General features: G+C 60.0%; 20 protein-coding genes. 6 read left to right on the top strand and 14 right to left on the bottom strand.

Annotated elements, in window-relative coordinates; all coding sequences use genetic code 11:
- Positions 1-252: 252 nt before the first annotated feature.
- From msrQ to FHK92_RS22600, 6 genes are all read right to left on the bottom strand, one after another.
- A complete protein-coding gene (gene msrQ / locus FHK92_RS22625) occupies positions 253-876 on the bottom strand; it encodes a protein-methionine-sulfoxide reductase heme-binding subunit MsrQ (RefSeq protein ID WP_181290066.1) in 624 nt (207 codons plus the stop codon).
- Complete coding sequence (gene msrP / locus FHK92_RS22620; protein WP_181290065.1) at positions 876-1,889, bottom strand: protein-methionine-sulfoxide reductase catalytic subunit MsrP; 1,014 nt, start codon at positions 1,887-1,889, stop codon at positions 876-878. The genes msrQ and msrP overlap by 1 nt, the downstream gene beginning before the upstream one ends.
- A gap of 75 nt (positions 1,890-1,964) precedes the next feature.
- On the bottom strand, positions 1,965-2,810 hold the full coding sequence (gene pssA / locus FHK92_RS22615) for a CDP-diacylglycerol--serine O-phosphatidyltransferase (RefSeq protein ID WP_030140222.1): 846 nt from the start codon (positions 2,808-2,810) through the stop codon (positions 1,965-1,967).
- 143 nt (positions 2,811-2,953) lie between these two features.
- Positions 2,954-3,970: a ketol-acid reductoisomerase gene (gene ilvC / locus FHK92_RS22610; protein WP_003185459.1), complete on the bottom strand. Its 1,017-nt coding sequence runs from the start codon at positions 3,968-3,970 to the stop codon at positions 2,954-2,956.
- 44 nt (positions 3,971-4,014) lie between these two features.
- A complete protein-coding gene (ilvN, locus tag FHK92_RS22605; protein WP_003205610.1) occupies positions 4,015-4,506 on the bottom strand; it encodes an acetolactate synthase small subunit in 492 nt (163 codons plus the stop codon).
- A 2-nt stretch (positions 4,507-4,508) separates the two neighbouring features.
- Positions 4,509-6,233, bottom strand: a complete 1,725-nt coding sequence (locus FHK92_RS22600) for an acetolactate synthase 3 large subunit (RefSeq protein ID WP_030140223.1) — start codon at positions 6,231-6,233, stop codon at positions 4,509-4,511.
- A gap of 400 nt (positions 6,234-6,633) precedes the next feature.
- Here FHK92_RS22600 and FHK92_RS22595 point away from each other — a divergent pair, with 400 nt between their 5' ends.
- Positions 6,634-7,056 (top strand): DUF4124 domain-containing protein, encoded by a 423-nt coding sequence (locus FHK92_RS22595; protein WP_181290064.1) that lies wholly within the window; start codon positions 6,634-6,636, stop codon positions 7,054-7,056.
- Between the two features lie 6 nt (positions 7,057-7,062).
- On the opposite strand, the gene FHK92_RS22590 is transcribed toward FHK92_RS22595, so the two are convergent.
- Genes FHK92_RS22590 through mrcB form a run of 3 tightly spaced genes read right to left on the bottom strand, consistent with a single transcriptional unit; the run spans position 7,063 to position 10,431 of the window.
- Entirely contained in the window at positions 7,063-7,392 is a 330-nt protein-coding gene (locus FHK92_RS22590) for a YqcC family protein (RefSeq protein WP_181290063.1), read from the bottom strand.
- The gene (locus FHK92_RS22585) at positions 7,392-8,096 is read right to left on the bottom strand and encodes a tetratricopeptide repeat protein (RefSeq protein WP_181290062.1); all 705 of its coding nucleotides are present in this window, start codon (positions 8,094-8,096) and stop codon (positions 7,392-7,394) included. Before FHK92_RS22585 ends, FHK92_RS22590 begins: the two co-directional genes overlap by 1 nt.
- A 16-nt stretch (positions 8,097-8,112) precedes the next feature.
- Positions 8,113-10,431: a penicillin-binding protein 1B gene (gene mrcB, locus FHK92_RS22580; RefSeq protein ID WP_181290061.1), complete on the bottom strand. Its 2,319-nt coding sequence runs from the start codon at positions 10,429-10,431 to the stop codon at positions 8,113-8,115.
- Between the two features lie 116 nt (positions 10,432-10,547).
- Here mrcB and FHK92_RS22575 point away from each other — a divergent pair, with 116 nt between their 5' ends.
- From FHK92_RS22575 to FHK92_RS22565, 3 genes are all read left to right on the top strand, one after another.
- On the top strand, positions 10,548-12,104 hold the full coding sequence (locus tag FHK92_RS22575) for a bifunctional aminoglycoside phosphotransferase/ATP-binding protein (protein ID WP_181290060.1): 1,557 nt from the start codon (positions 10,548-10,550) through the stop codon (positions 12,102-12,104).
- Between the two features lie 91 nt (positions 12,105-12,195).
- Positions 12,196-12,537 (top strand): pentapeptide repeat-containing protein, encoded by a 342-nt coding sequence (locus FHK92_RS22570; protein WP_181290059.1) that lies wholly within the window; start codon positions 12,196-12,198, stop codon positions 12,535-12,537.
- Between the two features lie 208 nt (positions 12,538-12,745).
- Positions 12,746-13,018 carry a TfoX/Sxy family protein gene (locus FHK92_RS22565; RefSeq protein ID WP_024779602.1) on the top strand — a complete coding sequence of 91 codons (273 nt, stop codon included), beginning with the start codon at positions 12,746-12,748 and terminating at the stop codon, positions 13,016-13,018.
- Positions 13,019-13,234: 216 nt separating this feature from the next.
- Here FHK92_RS22565 and FHK92_RS22560 read toward each other — a convergent pair whose 3' ends face one another.
- From FHK92_RS22560 to FHK92_RS22550, 3 genes are read right to left on the bottom strand one after another with little or no spacing between them, the layout of a single operon-like run.
- Positions 13,235-14,083 (bottom strand): ChaN family lipoprotein, encoded by an 849-nt coding sequence (locus tag FHK92_RS22560; RefSeq protein WP_181290058.1) that lies wholly within the window; start codon positions 14,081-14,083, stop codon positions 13,235-13,237.
- A gap of 21 nt (positions 14,084-14,104) precedes the next feature.
- Positions 14,105-14,872 carry a heme ABC transporter ATP-binding protein gene (locus FHK92_RS22555; protein WP_181290057.1) on the bottom strand — a complete coding sequence of 256 codons (768 nt, stop codon included), beginning with the start codon at positions 14,870-14,872 and terminating at the stop codon, positions 14,105-14,107.
- Complete coding sequence (locus FHK92_RS22550; protein WP_181290084.1) at positions 14,872-15,855, bottom strand: FecCD family ABC transporter permease; 984 nt, start codon at positions 15,853-15,855, stop codon at positions 14,872-14,874. Before FHK92_RS22550 ends, FHK92_RS22555 begins: the two co-directional genes overlap by 1 nt.
- 380 nt (positions 15,856-16,235) lie before the next feature.
- Here FHK92_RS22550 and FHK92_RS22545 point away from each other — a divergent pair, with 380 nt between their 5' ends.
- Positions 16,236-16,553 carry a Rieske (2Fe-2S) protein gene (locus FHK92_RS22545; RefSeq protein ID WP_181290056.1) on the top strand — a complete coding sequence of 106 codons (318 nt, stop codon included), beginning with the start codon at positions 16,236-16,238 and terminating at the stop codon, positions 16,551-16,553.
- Here the strand turns inward: FHK92_RS22545 and sfsA are convergent.
- A complete protein-coding gene (sfsA, locus tag FHK92_RS22540) occupies positions 16,509-17,267 on the bottom strand; it encodes a DNA/RNA nuclease SfsA (RefSeq protein ID WP_181290055.1) in 759 nt (252 codons plus the stop codon). The genes FHK92_RS22545 and sfsA overlap by 45 nt on opposite strands.
- Positions 17,267-18,439: a pyridoxal phosphate-dependent aminotransferase gene (locus FHK92_RS22535; protein ID WP_181290054.1), complete on the bottom strand. Its 1,173-nt coding sequence runs from the start codon at positions 18,437-18,439 to the stop codon at positions 17,267-17,269. The genes sfsA and FHK92_RS22535 overlap by 1 nt, the downstream gene beginning before the upstream one ends.
- 338 nt (positions 18,440-18,777) lie before the next feature.
- Here FHK92_RS22535 and dksA point away from each other — a divergent pair, with 338 nt between their 5' ends.
- The gene (gene dksA, locus FHK92_RS22530) at positions 18,778-19,221 is read left to right on the top strand and encodes an RNA polymerase-binding protein DksA (protein ID WP_030140236.1); all 444 of its coding nucleotides are present in this window, start codon (positions 18,778-18,780) and stop codon (positions 19,219-19,221) included.
- The last annotated feature ends 49 nt before the right edge of the window (positions 19,222-19,270 follow it).

Genomic DNA, 19,270 nt, shown 5'->3' with positions numbered 1-19,270 from the left:
CGTTAGCGGGAGGCGAATTCTACAGCGTTACTCGCTGCTGTCAACACCTCTTTTTCTCCGCTCTCGACCGAGAAGATCGAATCGCCGATAGAGCCAAACAACACCGCTCTATCAACTCTTTCAGCGCTTCGATGAACTGAAGCACCTGACCTATCGAAACCTACTTAACTCATTGAAACTCAAGGAGTTTTCCGTTTCGACTGCGCCGGAAGTGGGGCGAATTATAGACATCCAGAATCTGCCGTCAACCCTTTATTTCGCTTTTGTTGCAGAAGGAACCTTTTTGCCCATCAATCGAGGAATCCTCCGCGCCACCGGCCCTATTCTCAAAACCAGCAACAGCCCCCCAATACAAGCGTATACCGACCATTCCTTAAGGTCCGCCCGGACAATCCATAGCATATGAAGCAGGCCAAGCCCGAGAATCAGATAAACCAGGCGATGCAGCTTCTTCCAACGCATCCCGAGCCGTCGCTGGCTATATCGATTGGATGTCACCGCCAAGACCAGCAAACCCAGAAAACCAAGCGCCCCGACAATAATATAGGGCCGCTTGCTCAGCTCGACGCCCAACCGCGACCAATCGAATCCCAGGATGAATGCCGCATAACTACTCAGATGCAGCACAACGTAGGTGAAGCACCACAATCCCAACTGACGCCTGACAGCGATCCATCCCGGCCATCCCGTGATTTTTTGCAGCGGTGTCATGCTCAAGGTAATCAACAGCAGGATCAGCGTGCCCAACCCGAGTCGATCCACCAGGACCTTGCCCGGGTCCGGCCCCAATGAATCTGCCAACGCTTCATAAAGCCAAAGCAATGGCCAAGCTGCTGCCGCGAGGAAAACACCGATTCGCCATGCCGGGAAACGCATCAGTAGTCTTTCCTCAAATCCATTCCAGCATATAAGGAGGCAACCTCATCCCCGTAACCGTTGAACATCAACGTGTCGCGGACATTGGGGCTGAATAGTCCACTTGGAAGACGACGCTCCCTCGCCTGCGTCCAGCGCGGGTGGTCAACGGTCGGATTGACGTTCGCGTAAAAGCCGTACTCATCGGACGCAATGCTTTGCCAGGTGGTCTTGGGCTGCTCACTGACCAAGCTGATGCGCACAATCGACTTGACGCTCTTGAAGCCATACTTCCATGGCACCACCAACCGCAACGGCGCGCCATTCTGGTTAGGCAGCTCACGCCCATACATGCCAACCGCCAGGATGGCCAACGGGTTCATTGCCTCGTCCAACCGCAAACCTTCCACGTATGGCCAATCAATCAGCGCGAAGCCTGAACGCTGGCCCGGCATGGCCTTGGGGTCTTGCAACGTTTCGAAGCGGATGAACTTGGCCTTGGAAGTCGGCTCGACCTGTTTGAGCAGCGCGGAGATCGGGAAACCGATCCACGGGATCACCATTGACCACGCCTCGACGCAACGCAAACGATAGATCCGCTCCTCCAGTTGATAAGGCTTCATGAAGTCTTCCAGGGCGTAGCGCCCCGGCTTGCCCACCTCACCGTCCACCACGACGCTCCAGGGCTCGGTTTTCAACGAGCCGGAGTTGGCCGCCGGGTCCCCTTTATCCGTCCCGAACTCATAGAAGTTGTTGTAGTGCGTGGCGTCCTTGAACGGCGTGATCGCCTCATCCTTTGCCGTCACGGCGCCCCACTGGGTAGAAGGAAGCTTTTCGGCAAACCAGGAAGGAGCCTTTCCGGGCTCGACATCAGGGTAACGCGCCATATCGGCGGCACTGGCCCAGCTCGGCAGACCACCAATCGCCAAGCCGGCCACGGTGGCGCCGAGCATCTGGCGACGAGAGAGATAAAATGATTCAGGCGTGACGTCAGACTCACGACAGTCCGACGCCTTGGGGATCTTGATCAGCATGGCGACTCCGCAGTATTGGAGGGCAGATACACCCGTACACTGCGGAGTATGGAGGAGATTACATTAAGGCAACGTTTAGCGGCGACGAAGACGCAGCAAATATTGCACCGGTCCTGACGCGGCATAAGCGAGGAATACCAGCAGCAGGATGCGCGGCGGATCACTGAACACCACGGCGAACACCAGCACCACGGCGAGGATGGCTACGAACGGCACCCGCCCCTTCAGGTCCAGCTCCTTGAAGCTGTTGTACTTGATGTTACTGACCATCAGCATCCCGGCCGCGGCAACCAGCAGCGCCACCAGGAAAGACATCTTCGAACCCTGGATGCCATAGTCGCTGAATGCCCAGACTACGCCCGCCACTACACCTGCCGCCGCGGGACTGGCGAGGCCGATGAAGTAGCGCTTGTCGGCGGTACCGACCTGGGTATTGAAACGCGCCAGGCGCAACGCGGCACCGGCGACATAAATGAAGGCAACCATCCAGCCGACCTTGCCCATGTCACCTAACGCCCAACCGAACGCCAGCAATGCAGGGGCAACACCGAACGCAACCATGTCGGACAGCGAGTCGTACTCGGCTCCGAATGCGCTTTGGGTGTTGGTCATGCGGGCCACGCGTCCATCCAGGCCGTCCAGCACCATGGCGACAAAAATCGCAATCGCGGCGAAAGCAAAGTAGCGACTCGCCCCGACGCTATCGCCAGCGCTCAATGCGGCCTGGGCGCTCATGGAGCTGATGATGGAATAGAAGCCGGCGAACAGGTTCGCAGTGGTGAACAGGTTCGGCAGCAGATAGATACCACGATGCCGGACCTTGCGGCCTTCAGCGTCATGGCCTTCTTCGACGTGTTCATCGATGGGCAACAGGCTTTCGGCGTCAGGAGCCTGGTTCGGCTCGTCGGGACGTTCGCTCATGGACAATACCTTGCAACGGTGTGAAAAAATCGACAGGAGTCTGGGACGACGGTTCTGCCGCAAACGATGCAGCTTTATACCAGAAGCCACCCCCCAAACGAAAAAACGCGGCCAGGGCCGCGTTTTTCGATCAAGCTCGCGACTTAGTTCTTGGCTTTGTCGACAATCTTGTTGGCACCGATCCACGGCATCATCGAACGCAGTTGCTCGCCGATGATTTCAATACCGTGGGCGGCATTGTTGCGACGCTTGGCGGTCATCGAAGGGTAGCCGGTGGCGCCTTCGCTGATGAACATTTTGGCGTACTCGCCGTCCTGAATACGTTTCAGGGCGTTGCGCATGGCCTGGCGCGATTCGGCGTTGATGACTTCCGGACCGGTCACGTATTCGCCGTATTCAGCGTTGTTAGAGATCGAGTAGTTCATGTTGGCGATACCGCCTTCGTACATGAGGTCAACGATCAGCTTCAGTTCGTGCAGGCATTCGAAATAGGCCATTTCTGGCGCGTAGCCGGCTTCAACCAGGGTTTCGAAACCGGCTTTCACCAGTTCGACGGTACCGCCACACAGAACGGCTTGCTCGCCGAACAGGTCGGTTTCAGTCTCGTCCTTGAAGGTGGTTTCGATGATGCCGGTACGACCGCCACCGACACCAGCAGCGTAGGACAGGGCAACGTTCTTGGCGTTGCCGGAGGCGTCCTGGTAGATCGCGATCAGGTCAGGAATACCGCCGCCCTTCACGAACTCGGAACGTACGGTGTGGCCCGGTGCTTTCGGCGCGATCATGATCACGTCGAGGTCAGCACGTGGCACAACCTGGTTGTAGTGGATCGCGAAGCCGTGGGAAAAGGCCAGAGTGGCGCCCTTCTTGATGTTCGGCTCGATTTCGTTCTTGTAGAGCGCCGATTGGAACTCGTCCGGGGTCAGGATCATGACCAGGTCGGCAGCGGCAACGGCGGAAGCCACGTCGGTGACTTTCAGGCCATGGGCCTCGGCCTTGGCGACAGTGGCCGAGCCTTTGCGCAGGCCGACGGTCACGTCAACGCCAGAGTCTTTCAGGTTGCACGCCTGGGCGTGGCCTTGGGAACCGTAGCCGATGATGGCGACTTTCTTGCCCTGGATGATCGACAGGTCGCAATCTTTATCGTAGAAAACTTTCATGAATTTCCCCTATATCCGGCCGTTCCGGCCATTCGCTAATTTGGTTAGATGCTCAGTACTTTGTCGCCACGGGCAATCCCGGTGACACCACTGCGTACGGTTTCCAGAATCGAGGCAGTTCCGATCGATTGAATGAAGCTGTCGAGCTTGTCGCTGGTACCGGTCAACTGAACGGTATAGACGCTGGCGCTGACATCGACGATCTGCCCACGATAAATATCGGTAGTGCGTTTGATCTCGGCGCGCTGGGCGCCGGTGGCCTTGACCTTGACCAGCATCAGTTCGCGCTCGATGTGGGCGCTTTCCGACAGGTCCACCAGCTTGACCACCTCGATCAGCTTGTTCAGGTTCTTGGTGATCTGCTCGATGATCTCATCGTGGCCCACGGTGGTCAGCGTCAGACGCGACAAGGTCGGGTCCTCGGTTGGCGCCACCGTCAGGCTTTCGATGTTGTAGTTGCGCTGTGAGAACAGGCCCACTACGCGAGACAGGGCACCCGGTTCGTTTTCCAGAAGCAAGGAAATAATGTGTCGCATGATTAGGTACGCTCCGTCTTGCTCAGCCACATATCGCGCATGGAGCCGTCTTTGATCTGCATCGGATAGACGTGCTCGCTGGTATCGACCTGGATGTCGAGGAACACCAGGCGATCCTTCATCGCGAATGCTTCTTCAAGCCCGGATTTCAAATCCTTCAGGTCGGTGATGCGGATACCAACGTGACCATAGGCCTCGACCAGCTTGACGAAGTCCGGCAACGATTCCATGTAGGAATGCGAGTGACGGCTGCCGTAGCTCATGTCTTGCCACTGACGAACCATGCCCAGTACGCCGTTGTTCAGGTTGACGATTTTCACCGGCAGACCGTATTGCAGGCAGGTCGACAGTTCCTGGATGTTCATCTGGATACTGCCTTCGCCGGTCACGCAGGCCACATCGTTGTCCGGGAAGCTCAACTTGACGCCCATGGCCGCCGGGAATCCGAAGCCCATGGTGCCCAGGCCGCCGGAGTTGATCCAGCGATTCGGCTTGTTGAACTTGTAGTACTGCGCCGCGAACATCTGGTGCTGACCTACGTCGGACGTCACGAATGCGTCGCCCTTGGTCACTTCACACAGCGTTTCGATGACGGTCTGCGGCTTGATCACGCTGCCGTCGCCCTTGTCGTAGGGGAACAGGCCACGATCACCGCGCCATTCATCAACCTGCTTCCACCAGCTGGCCACGGACTCCTTGTTCGGAGCCTCGCCGATTTCCTTGAGAATGGCGACCATTTCAGTCAGCACGCTTTCTACAGGACCGACAATCGGCACGTCTGCCTTGATGGTCTTCGAGATAGACGCCGGATCGATGTCGATGTGGATGATCTTGGCGTTCGGGCAGAACTTCGCCGGACCGTTGATGACACGGTCGTCGAAACGCGCGCCCACCGCCAGGATGACATCGGCATGGTGCATCGCCAGGTTGGCGGTGTAGCTGCCGTGCATGCCGAGCATGCCGATGAACTGGCGATCGGTGCCCGGGTAGGCGCCGAGGCCCATCAGCGTATTGGTGACCGGCAGATTGAGCATTTTTGCCAACTCGGTCAGCGGCGCGGAGCCACCCCCGAGGATCACGCCGCCGCCGGAGTACAGCACGGGACGCTTAGCCGCCAGCAGCATTTCGGCAGCCTTGCGAATCTGCCCCGAATGACCGCGCACGGCTGGGCTGTAGGAGCGCAGCTTGGCTTTTTTCGGGTAGATGTATTCAAACTTCTCAGCCGGGTTGGTCATGTCTTTCGGCACGTCCACCACGACCGGGCCTGGACGACCGGATTCGGCCAGGTAGAAAGCCTTCTTCATGACTTCCGGGATCTCCGACGCATGCTTGATCATGAAGCTGTGCTTCACGATCGGCCGGGAGATGCCGATCATGTCGGTTTCCTGGAACGCATCGGTACCGACCATGGTGCTAGGCACCTGGCCAGAGATGATCACCATTGGAATCGAGTCCATGTAGGCCGTGGCGATACCGGTAATGGCGTTCGTGGCGCCGGGGCCGGATGTCACCAGGACCACGCCGGCCTTGCCGGTGGCGCGGGCATAGCCGTCAGCCATGTGGGTGGCCGCTTGCTCATGACGAACCAGGATATGGGTCACTTCCGGTTCTTTGAACAGGGCATCATAGACATGAAGAAGAGCACCACCGGGGTACCCGTAGATATATTTGACGCCTTCGTCACGCAAGAAGCGGACGAGCATCTCACCGCCAGATAAAAGCTCCACGTTGTTCACCTCTAAAACGCCAGAATACCGACCCATGAAAAAGGGACGGGTCTTAATAGGTTTACTTCTCGGCAGAGCATGAGCGACGGTGGTCGCCGACTACGTCAGCACTGACTGAGCAAGTATTGGGATCGTCCCAAGTGTTGCGGGCCTTTCCCACCCAGCGCGAGGTAACGCGTTGCGGGTGTAACAGGTCGGCGCGGATGTGCGCCTCATGATCTGCCGAGTGGGTCTGCTTCTGGCAGTCCCTCTACAGCGGACTTTGGATTCTTCTGTTTCGCCCTCTCCAAGTCAAGTCGTCAATGTGCTTTATTGAAGTAAGCACATGAGAACGCAAGAAAAAACCTTTAAACGGCTACTCTGTTAGCTTCGATTGCGCAACCCAGGACAAGGAAACAGCATGCGAACGATGTTATTGACGGCCATCCTGCTGGTTGGCCTGAGCCCAATGAGCATGGCCGGCCAGATCTATAAATGGGTGGACGCCCAAGGTGTGACCCATTTCGGTGCCCAACCGCCCGAGGGCGTAGAAGCGACCACGGTGGGCAAATCCGCAACGCCACCGCCCAAACCGGCAGCGCCAGCGTCGGGAGGAGTCGTTGGCGATCAGAAAGCCATCGACCAGCAGGTCAAACAGCAGGTTGCCGAACAAGAGGCCCAGCTCAAGGCGTTCTGCGAACAGGCCCGGACCAACCTGGCGCAACTGCAGAACAACCCCAGGGTGCGGGAAGAGGTGGAAGGTGAAATGCGCCGTCTTAGCGACGAAGAGCGGCGCCAGCGCATCGACGAAACTCGCGCGCAGATCGAAGAAAACTGTCAGTGAGCCGCATCAGCTGACGTCAGTTATCAATTGATCGAACTGCGCGAGCAACTGCTGCAACTTGACGCCCTGCCCCGGCCGCTGGGCATAGACCATTTCGGCCATGGCCAGGATGCCCGAGGCGTTGGGCAGCGGCAGGTCATTTTCCAGGATGGCTTTCATCCGCGGAAGAAAAATCCATTGCAGCCACTGCTCGAAATCCAGGGTGTCGACCGCGAACGGCTCGACACTGGCCAGCGCCTCGGCCGAAGGCGAAACCTCACTCCACCAGCCCTGGACCCGCAACTCTCGCTCGATCAGCAGCAGCTGATCGGCGATCTGAGGAAAACGAACATCCATCAGAGGGATACCTTGGCCTTCTGGCGGGCCAGTGCGGCGCCCGCCGAATCGCCCTGTTTCTCACGAGCCTGGGCGATCAATTCCCACAGGCTTGCCTGAAGTGCCGGGCGGCCACTGGAGAATGTCAGGCCACGACGGGCCAATTGTTCAGCCTGCGGCGCATCGCCCTGGGCCATGCGTACTTGCGCCAGTCGATAAAGAACCTGCGGTTCGCGCGGTGCAACACGCTGGGCCCGCTCGAGGCTCGAGGAAGCACCGTTGAGATCACCACCGGCTTGCTGCTGTTGCGCCGTGGTCAGCAGTGCCAACACCGGGCCATCCAGTTGCTCATCGGCGGACAAGCCACCCGAACCCGCCGAAGGAATGCTGCTCGGCGTCGACGGCATACTGTAGCTGCCCTGGTTGATCGGTGAAGTCTCGATAGGGCCTGGCGTGATCGGCGTGCTGCTGATCGGAGCCGAAGTTGTCGCACCGCCACCAGGCACCATCACGACGACACCGGTGTCACCTTGCGGGATTGCCTGGACCTGGCCCGGCATCGGTCGTTTTACCGTCGTTTGACGGAAACCACCGTTGGCCGAGACCCGCTCGCTATTGGAGACGGCGGTACCGGAGTCGACCACCGGAATCGAACCGCGCTGTACGGTAGAGCAGCCACTGAGCAAAGCCACGGCGGTTACCGCTGGAATCAACCACTTGTTCACTTGAAACCCTCTTTGCTTAATTCATCCAGTCCTTGACCCAATCCATCACCGATTCGGCGGGATTCTGACCACCGCATGCTGCGCCGGGTGGCGGTTCGCTGCCGCGAATATACGGCATCTGCACGGCGCCCGGGCAATTGGCGTCGGAGCCCTGTCCGGTGCGCGAATCGACCCAGGCCTGGACGATGTTGTCAGGTTGCGGCATGTCCAGCGGCAGCGGATCAGCCTTGCGCATGAAACTGGTCCAGACCTGCAACGCACCAGTGGCGCCGGTGAACGGCGTCTTGCCGTTGTCGTCACGCCCCAGCCAGACCACAGCCAGCAGATCCTGACTGAAACCGGCGAACCAACTGTCACGCGAATCGTTACTGGTACCGGTCTTGCCCGCCAGGGTCAGGGTCCGCGGGAGCACGTTATAGACCGAGCTGCCGGTCCCTTCACGCATGACCCGCTGCATGGCGCTCTGGATCAGGTAAATGGAAGCCGGATCGAAGCGTTGCTGGATCTGGAATGGGTATCGCTTGAGCGGCTCGCCGTCGGCGGTGAGCACGCTGCGGATGCCGCGCATCGGTGTATTGAAACCGCCATTGGCCAGAGTCTGGTACATCGCCGCGACTTCGATCGGCGTGAGGCCACCCGCCCCCAGCAGCATCGATGGGAACGCCGGGAATTCGCGAGTCACCCCTAGGCGCGCCAGGGTCTTGAGCACGTTAGGCACACCGACTTCCAGGCCGAGGCGAGCCGTCGACAAGTTGTAGGAATGCGCCAGCCCCTGATAAAGGAACACCGTACCGTGGGCTCGACGATCATAGTTCTGCGGCGTCCACACCTGGCCATCAGCGCCCTTGACTGAGAATGACTCGTCGGATAGCCAACTGGTCAGGGTGTACTGGCTTGGTTTTTCCAAGGCCGTGAGATACACCGCCGGCTTGATCAGCGAGCCGATCGGCCGCACCGCATCCAATGCCCGATTGAAGCCTGCAAAGCTGGCCTGGCGGCTGCCAATCATCGCCTGGACTTCGCCGGTTTCCGGGTTGGTCACGACCATGGCCGCTTCGACTTCGTCGGAGCCCTTGCGCCCCGCCAGTCGCTTGAAGGTGTCATTGACCGACGCTTCGGCTTTCATCTGCAGGATCGGGTCGAAACTGGTAAAGATCCGCAAGCCTTCTTCGGTCAAGTCTTCGTCGCGATAGTCTTGCCGCAGTTGCCGCTTGACGAGGTCCATGAAACCGGGGAACGAACTGTCCGCCAGGCTGCCCCGCTTGGTCACGCCCAGCGGCATCTTCTTCGCCGCTTCGACCTGCTCGGCCGTTGCCACGCCCTGTTGTTGCAGCAAGTCGAGGACCAGGTTGCGCCGTTCAAGGGCACGCTCCGGATTGCGACGCGGGTTGTAGGAAGAAGGCCCCTTGACCATGCCCACCAGCAGCGCCACTTGATGCAGCTTGAGCTCGGACAGCGGCTGGCTGAAGAAGAACTGGCTGGCCAGGCCGAAACCGTGCACCGCGCGCTGGCCGTCCTGGCCGACGAACACTTCATTGAGGTAGGCCTCAAGGATTTCCTGCTTGCTGTAGTGCATTTCCAGCAGCAACGCCATCATGGCTTCGGTCAGCTTGCGGGTCAGGCTGCGCTCGTTGGTCAGGTAGAAGTTCTTCACCAACTGCTGGGTCAAGGTACTGCCGCCCTGGCGCATATGCCCCGACGATGTGTTGATCCAGACCGCCCGGGCAATCGACTTGGGCGAGACACCAAAGTGGTGATAGAAATCACGGTCTTCGACGGCAATCAGCGTATCGAGCAGGAACGGCGGGACCTGATCGATCTTGATCAGGATCCGGTCTTCAAGGTTCTTCGGATACAGGCCACCGATCAGCAGTGGCTCCAGGCGCACCACCGACAGGCTCGCATTGTTGGCGCCGGTCAACGCCGCGACGTAGTCACCGGAAAAACGTACCCGCACCGGTTGTGCCTGTTCCATGCCTTCATAGAACTGGAAACCACGAGTATTGAGGTCAATGGTATTGCCGTTGACCGAGGCCGCACCCGGACCATTGGCAACGCTTTCGCGGCGATAACCCAAGGCATCGAGCTCAGTCAGGAAATCATCCTTGCTCAGCTTTTGTCCGACGAACAGTTCCAGTGGCCGGGCATACACCTTGGCCGGGATGGTCCAGCGCTTGCCGGAGAACTTCTCCTGGACGATGGCATCGAGGTAGACGGCAAAACCGGCAAGCACGACAAGGCCTACCAGGCTAAGTTTAAGGGCCCAGCCCAGCCAAGGCCGCAGGCGGCTGGCGGGTGGTTTCTTGGGGGTTCGGGGGGATCGGGTACGAGTCATGGCGGCGGATTATACGCACTTTGTCGTGGTTCAACATGAGTCCGCCAAGGTTTGCGTTAGCGCGGCTTGCGGCCATAATGACCGCCTTGAATTTTCCAGACTCTGAAGGATCGCCCGTGAGCCAATCACTGATCGCTGCCCTGCAAAACCCGGCCCTTTACCCGCACCCCGTCGAAGGGTTCCAGGTCATCGAAACCCATATCTCCTGGGTATTGCTCACCGGCCCCTACGCCTACAAATTCAAGAAGCCGGTCAACTTCGGTTTCCTCGACTTCACCAGCCTCGATGCGCGCAAGCACTTCTGCGGCGAAGAACTGCGCTTGAACCAGCGCCTGACCCAGGATCTGTACCTGGAAGTCTTGCCGATCACCGGCAGCGCCGAGGCGCCGCAACTGGGCGGCGACGGCCCGGCCATCGAATACGCCTTGAAGATGCGCCAGTTTCCCCAGAGCGAACTGCTCAGCACCCTACAGGCCAACGGCGAACTGACCACCGCGCACATCGATGAAATGGCCGCGCAGATCGCCCAGTTCCACCTCTCCACACCCAAAGTGCCCGCCGACAATCCGGCGGGGACACCGGACAGCGTCATGGCGCCGGTGCGGCAGAACTTCGAGCAGATCCGTCCGTTCCTCAACGACAAAGCCGACCTGCAACAACTCGAAGCCCTTCAAGCCTGGGCCGAAACCAGCTACGAACGCCTCAAGCCGCTGTTCGCCCAGCGCAAGGCCGACGGTTTCATTCGCGAATGCCACGGTGACATTCACCTGGGCAACGCCACCGTAATCGACGGCAAAGTAGTGATCTTCGACTGCATCGAGTTCAACGAGCCATTCCGTTTCACCGACGTCTACGCCGACACCGGCTTCCTGGCGATGGACCTCGAAGATCGCGGCCTCAAGTCGCTCGCGCGGCGGTTCGTCAGTCAATACCTGGAACTCACCGGTGACTACAGCGGCCTGGAACTGCTGAACTTCTATAAGGCCTACCGCGCCCTGGTCCGGGCCAAGGTCGCGCTGTTCAGCATGCCCGCCGAAGCCGACCCGGTGCAGCGCGCCACCACCCTGCGCCAATACCGCAACTACGCCAACCTGGCCGAAAGCTACAGCACCATTCCTTCGCGTTTCCTGGCCATTACCCATGGCGTCTCGGCCGTTGGCAAAAGCCACGTTGCGATGCGCCTGGTGGAGGCCCTCGGTGCGATTCGCCTGCGTTCGGACGTGGAGCGCAAGCGCCTGTTCGGTGAACAGCAAGTGCCGAACGCCCCACAAGCCGGCATCTATAGCAGCGATGCCAGCAGCGCCACATACACTCGCCTGCATGAGATCGCCGACGTGATCCTGCATGCCGGGTTCCCAGTTGTGATCGACGCCACTTACCTCAAGCATGACCAGCGCGACGCCGCGGCCAAAGTTGCCGAAGGCACGGGCGCGCCGTTCCTGATCCTGGATTGCGACGCGCCGCAAGCCGTCATCGAAAGCCGACTCGCCCAGCGCCAGGCCGACCAGAAAGACCCGTCCGACGCCAACCTGGCCGTCATCGCCGCCCAACAGGCGAGCCGGGAAGCGCTGAGCCCGGCTGAGATTCTCTGCAGCAAGCGCGTTCAGACCAACGAAAGCGGCACGCTGGATGTCGTGGTTGCGCAGATTCGCCAACGCCTGCCAGGCCTGTAGAAAACTATTTCGGCCGTGAACCGACGCCCGGCTTCACGGCCGCCAAATAGTGGCATTATACTGGCGTCATAAAACCAACAGGTGATTTGCCATGAGCCACCCCAAGCTTCTCGATACTCCGCTTTATGCCTTGTTGCGCAAAGATGACATTGCCGGCTTCAACAGCGAACGCGCTCTGGGTCCGATCGATATGCGCGGCGGCGACTTCCGCGGCCTTGACTTGCGCGAACTGAACGCCGACGACGTGGACTTCACGGACGCCTACTTCCGTTCCGCCGATCTGCGCGGCATCGATTTCCGCAAGTCATCGCTGGAAGGTGCAAGCCTTGCCCATGCGCAGATCTCCGGTACCTATTTCCCGCCCGAGCTGTCTGCCGATGAAATCCTGATGTCCATGAACTTCGGTACTCGTTTGCGCTATCGCACCCGCTGAACCTGAAGGAAACGGCCACGGCACCCAACGATCTCCAGCGCCCCCGCTTGCGCTGGACGATGTGCCTTTCTGCTTGTTCATCCCATCGTGCGTAATGCCTTAGAAGCTTTTGCGTCGATTCCGACCAAAGAATCACGCTTTTCCTACTGAGCGCTACACTCCTGAGAAGCTTGCCCACTGCACCAGTCGGCCGTCGCAAGGAGGCTCGATGAATGATGAACTGCAACACCTGAAGAATCTGGGCAAGACATCAGCCCAGTGGCTGCACGCCGTGGGTATCCACAGTGCCTCGGACCTGCGCCGTCTCGGCGCGGTGGACGCCTACCGCGCAGTGCGCACTCGCGGTTTTCGCGCTTCCAAGGTTTTGCTATACGCCATCGAGGGCGCGCTGATGGACATGCATTGGAACGATATTCCGGCTGAACGCAAGGAAGCGCTTAATAAACAGCTGGACGCCATTTCGACCCGCCACAAAGCCTGACATGACCTTTGGCGATCCACATGCTCGGTGCCAGATATTTTGCCCATTGGCAAAACAATGTTTGACATGGAAATGAGAATCGCTATGATTACCACGTCCGGTCGCGAGACTGGTCGATATTTGAAAAGCCCTTGGTTCGGACTCTCAGATATCTCCTCATCAGGCTAATCACGGTTATTTGACCCGGCTCTTGCCGGGTCTTTTTTTGCCCGGAAATTATTGCCTGCCGTCTCGACGCATCTGTGCGCAATAGTCTTGGGGCGGTGTTGGCGGGGTGTACCACACGAAATCGGCCATGGCCGGCGTAACGTCGCTGCCCTCCTCGGCCAGCATCAGGACGACCGGTGCGTCACGAGCGCCCAGATCCAGTGCATGCAGCGGCACGCCAACGTCTTTGCGGACATGCCAGGCGCCCGCGAACAACAATGCCGGCGCGGGAGCCTCAAGCAATCGCTCGGCCATGCGCCGGTCACGCTGTTGCTGCACCGCCAACATCGCCGGCATCTGCGACTCTGGCAGCAGCCCGCAATGGGACTCGTGGATTTGCCTCAACAGTTCGTCCTTCACCGTAGCGGCATTGGAGCGAGTACCGCTCATCGCGGGAGCCTGGCGGTAGATGCGCTGGACTTCCGCACTGTCCAGATTGGCTGACAACATCGGATACGTTTGCCTCAAGGCGAACTCGACCATGGGCCCATACAGACTCCAATCCCAACCTGGCGACCAATCCAACGCCCCAGGTAAATCCTTCGGCAAGGCAGGCAATTGACGAACCGCGTCGACCCTTGGCTGCTGCTGTGGCGTCAGCATTTCCAGCAGCAAGCTGCCTTGGGGACGCTGGTCAGCCAAGGCTTGGAGCAGCCAACGCTGCAGCGTGTGGTGATCACGGTTGTCGTGTTGTTCGCCAACCGCGACTCGCGGGGCCCGCGCCAAACGCTCGACCAATGCCCGAGGCGCGATCGATTCGCCCGTGTGCAAATCACGGATCCGCTCGCCCACCGGGGGCGGGGCGACATTCTGGCAAGCCGTCAAGACAGCCAACAGCAGGATCAGAATCAGGCGCACATCGGTATCCTCCGGCTGGCCTCAGCGGGCAATGATCAACGGATGCCCGCGCTCTGGATGGGATTGCACCAGCACGTCGAGGCCAAACACCGCCTTGAGCGGCTCCGGGCGCAGCACTTGCCGAGGCGTATCCAGGGCCACCGGCCGGCCGGACGCCAACAGCAACAGGCGGTCACAGTAGCGCGCCGCCAGGTTCAGGTCATGCAGGATCACCAGCACCGCCGCGCCGCGACCGGCAAACTCACGCACCGCTTGCAGGATAGTGTGCTGATGCAGCGGATCGAGCATCGAGGTCGGTTCGTCCAGCAACAAGACTTGTCCCGCCTCACCCGGCCACAGTTGCGCCAGCACCCGCGCCAAGTGCACCCGTTGGCGCTCGCCACCGGACAGATCCAGATAATCGCGGCCCTGCAAATGCACCGCGTCCGCCGCTCGCAAGGCCAAATCGACGATTTGCCCATCACGCACCCGACCGCTCCGGTGAGGCAGTCGTCCCATGCCGACCACTTCATCTACACGGAACGCGAAATCCAGTGTCGAGGATTGTGGCAACACCGCCAGGCGACGGGCGCGCTCGGCACCCTCCCACTGAGCCAGAGGCCGGTCATCAAACCAGACCTGCCCTTGTACCGGACGCAACTCGCCACACAAACCCGCCAACAACGTACTCTTACCCGCGCCATTGGGGCCGAGCACACCCAGCACTTCGCCGGGTTTGAGTTGCAGATCGATACCCGCCAGCACGGTTTTACGTCCACGGTGAACGTGCAAGTCTTGCGCTCGCAACATCAGGCGCGCCCCCGCAACAATAAATAAAGAAAGAAAGGCGCGCCGATGAACGCCGTGACGATGCCGATCGGCAATTCCGCCGGGGCCAGGGCGAGGCGCGCCACCAAATCGGCAAATAAAAGAAGACTGGAACCCGCCAACACTGACGCCGGAAGCAAGATGCGATGGTCGGGACCCACCAGCAATCGCACCAGGTGCGGCACCACCAGCCCGACAAAACCGATCATGCCCGCTGCCGCGACTGCGCCGCCAACGCCCAGCGCCGTGCAGAACACCAGTTCACGCTTGAGTCGCTCGACATCAATGCCCAAGTGCGCGGCTTCAGATTCTCCCAGCAATAGCGCATTGAGCGCACGGGCTCGACGTGGTAGCCAGATCGCCACGCCGACGCTGACCAGCAGTAACGGCCACAACCGCGCGTAGCTGGCACCGTTGAGACTGCCCAGGTTCCAGAACGTCAGGGTGCGCAAAGTCGCGTCGTCCGCCAGATAAGTGAACAAGCCCACCGCGGAACCGGATAGCGCGGTCAGGGCAATACCGGCCAAGAGCATGGTGGCGACATGCGTCTGGCCGTTGCGTCGGCCGAGGCGATAGACCAACGCCGTCACCCCGAGCCCGCCGAGAAATGCACACATCGACAACACGTAGGGCCCCAACGCTTCGGGCAGTCCGCCCAGCGCCGAACCCCCGACAATGGCAAACGCCGCCCCCAACGCCGCACCGCTGGACACACCCACCAATCCCGGATCGGCCAGCGGATTGCGAAACAGCCCCTGCATCGCCACGCCGGACAACGCCAAGACCCCGCCCACCGCCAAGCCCAGCAAGGTGCGGGGCAGGCGAATCTGGCCAAGGATCAGTTCGGCCTGCTCCAGGCCATCGGCGGCCACCGGCAAACCCAGCAAACGCAGGGCGGCGCGCAACGTATCGAACAATGGCAAGCTTACCGGTCCCAAGGCCAGGGACAGCCAGATTGCCAACAGACACAGCAAGCCCAGGACCAAAAATAAAGAGCGCGGCTTGACCCGTGCCGTCATGGTGTATTGGCCAGGCAGACCCTATCGGCCAGCTTGATCAGGCCCTGTGGCGCAGCGTTTACCTTCCAGCGCATCAGGCCGCTCCCTCAAGAAGTGTTTTCACGGGCAAGGATTGGTCAAGTATCCTCGACCATCTGGGAAGAAAGCATTTGATGATTGCTTTCATTTGGCCGTCAAGCATGGACCCATTGCTGCACGGACTCATGTGGGAGCGAGCTTGCTCGCGATGGCGGTGGATCAGTGCCGGATATATTGGCTGAAGCACTGCAATCGCGAGCAAGCTCGCTCCCACAAGGATTCAACGCAGACACCTTATAGAGACATCCATGAATTTTCTGTGTACCGCCGCCGAATTACCCGACAACAGCAGTCGCGGCTTCGACATCGAAGGACGCAAGTTGCTGGCCGTGCGGCGCGCAGGCCAGGCATACGTCTATCTCAATCGTTGCCCCCATCGTGGCGTGCCGCTGGAATGGCAACCCGATCAGTTTCTCGACGCCAGCGCCAGTCTCATCCAGTGCGCGACCCATGGCGCGCTGTTCCTGATCGAAAGCGGTGAGTGCGTCGCGGGCCCTTGCGCCGGACAACTCCTGACCGCGCTAGACAGCCGGGAGGACGATCAAGGCATCTGGGCCAAGCTGTAGCGGCTCGAGCAATACAGGCAACGGGCGATCCACCCACATCTGCTCCGGCGTCAGGGTGGCGCCGTAGGCCAGCACTTCCACCCCGGCGGCCACCGCCTCGTGCAACGCCGCGGCGTACACCGGATCGATTTCCTGCGCCGGACGCACCGCCTCGATGCCGCTCAGGTTCACGCAATACAACTGCACCGCGCGCACGCCTTCCCGAGCCAGGCAGGCCAGTTCTCGCAAATGCTTGGCGCCGCGCAGGGTCACCGCATCGGGGAATGCCGCCACGTGGGTCCCGTCGAAACCCAGCGTGACACTTTTAACCTCGACCCAGGCAGAAGTCTGGTCGGGATAATCGAGGCGAAAGTCGATACGGCTGTTTTCCACGCCATAGGCCACTTCCCGCTTCAGCCCTGTGAAACCGTTCAGTTCCTGGATGACACCGGCCCGCAGCGCCTCCTCGATCAGCGAATTGGCTCGCGCGGTATTGATGCAGGCCAAGCGCCCCTGAGGGGTTTCGCCTATTTCCCAGGTGCCCGGCAACTTGCGCTTGGGGTCGTTGGAACGACTGAACCAGACGCGCGCGCCCTCAGCCAAGCAATTGAGCATCGAGCCAGTGTTTGGGCAATGTATTGTCAGCAATTCGCCATGAACGGTCTCGATATCGGCAAGAAAACGTTTGTAACGTCGGATCAGCCGTCCTTCTTCCAAAGCCGGGGAAAAAAGCATCAGCCTTGCCAACTCCGCAATCCACGTTCAATTCGGTCCACCGCTTCCTGTAGCCGCGGCAGGCTTTGGGTGTAGGCAAACCGCACGTGATGGCCGGCCTGATGGCGACCGAAATCCAGCCCCGGCGTGAACGCCACGTGTTCGGTTTCCAAAAAGTGCTGGCAGAACGCAAAGGCATCGCCGCCGAATGCGCTGATGTCGGCATATAGGTAGAACGCGCCTTGCGGCTCCACGGCGATGCCGAACCCCAACTCGCGCAAAGCCGGCAGGAGGAAGTCGCGGCGCAACGCGAACTCGGCACGACGTTGCTCGAAAATCTCGATGGTCGCAGGCTCGAAACACGCCAGGGCAGCGTATTGGGCCATGCTGGGTGCGCTGATGTAGAGGTTTTGGGCGAGTTTTTCCAACTCACCGACAGCCGCCGAAGGCGCTACCAGCCAGCCGAGCCGCCAGCCGGTCATGCCGAAATACTTGGAAAAACTGTTCAGGACAAACGCATCGTCATCGACCTCCAGCACGCTGGCGGCGTCGGTGCCGTAGGTCAGGCCGTGATAGATCTCGTCGACCACCAGATGGCCGTTGTGACCTTTGATTGCCCTGGACAGGCCCGCCAACTCATCCCGGGAAAGAACCGTCCCGGTCGGGTTGGCCGGGGAGGCAACCAACGCACCGACGCTGTTCATGTCCCAATGACGATCCACCAGATCCGGGGTCAATTGGTACTGCACGTCCGGCCCCACCGGCACCAGTTGCGCCGAGCCTTCGATCAGGCGCAGAAAATGTCGGTTGCACGGATAACCAGGGTCGGCCAGCAGCCAGTGCTTGCCTGGGTCCACCAGCAAGGCGCTGGCCAGCAGCAACGCGCCGGACCCACCCGGCGTTACCAGGACGCGTCGAGGATCGATGTCCACACCGTAGCGTTGCGCGTAGAAACCGGCGATGGCCTCGCGCAGTTCAGGGATTCCGCGAGCCGCAGTGTACCGGGTCTTGCCCGCCGCCAAGGCCGCCTGGCCGGCCTGGATGATCGGCTCGGCGGTGGTGAAGTCCGGCTCGCCGATCTCCAGGTGAATGACGTCGTGCCCGGCAGCTTGCAATTCGTTGGCACGCGCCAGCAACGCCATGACGTGGAACGGTTCGATGGCACGACTGCGTGCGCTGTAGGGCTGGGCCATTGGGCCGTCCTTCACGAAAAAAGAACCGATTCTACCCAACTCGCGAACAGCTGCGGGAACGAGCGCAAATCTAAAACGGTCCTAGCCCGTAGATCGCTGGAAATGACTCCAGCGTTTAACCCAGGCTTGACTAAAATCAAGCATTGAGCAGGTTTGCGACCCCACCGGACCGGACCCGGCCAAGTTTTACAGGCCCCAGCCGCGCCAGGCTCGACAACCGGGAGTAGCGCGGCCCGATTTGATCTGGTAAGTTCGCCCGCTTGCAGCCGCAGGGCCGGCAGGTGTCGGTGATGGAGCAATCCTGCGTAGTGGATTACAAGAGTAGAGGCGGTCCATTCATGCCCACCCAAGCAAAGCAGAAAGAAAATCAGTCGCTCAGCGGGTTTGAGCCATATGTCGCGAAAGAGGGCGAGGAGTACATGGGCGCCCCCATGCGCGCGCACTTCACCAGGATCCTGAACAAGTGGAAACAGGACCTGATGCAAGAAGTCGATCGCACGGTCGACCATATGAAGGACGACGCGGCCAACTTCCCTGACCCGGCAGACCGTGCCAGCCAGGAAGAAGAATTCAGCCTTGAATTGCGCGCCCGCGACCGTGAACGCAAGCTGATCAAGAAAATCGACAAGACGCTGCAATTGATCGAAGACGAAGAGTACGGCTGGTGCGAATCCTGCGGCGTCGAGATTGGCGTCAAGCGACTGGAAGCACGTCCGACCGCCGACATGTGCGTCGACTGCAAGACTCTCGCGGAAATCAAGGAAAAACAGGTCGGCAAGTAATCGCCGGGGCTGTCATCGAAACGGAGCGTTCATACGCTCCGTTTTTTGT

Origin of the sequence: Pseudomonas brassicacearum subsp. neoaurantiaca, assembly GCF_013608025.1 — a bacterium.
GTDB lineage: Bacteria > Pseudomonadota > Gammaproteobacteria > Pseudomonadales > Pseudomonadaceae > Aquipseudomonas.
The sequence above is the reverse complement of the archived record's forward strand: the minus strand, read 5'-3'. Positions and strand labels throughout refer to the sequence as shown.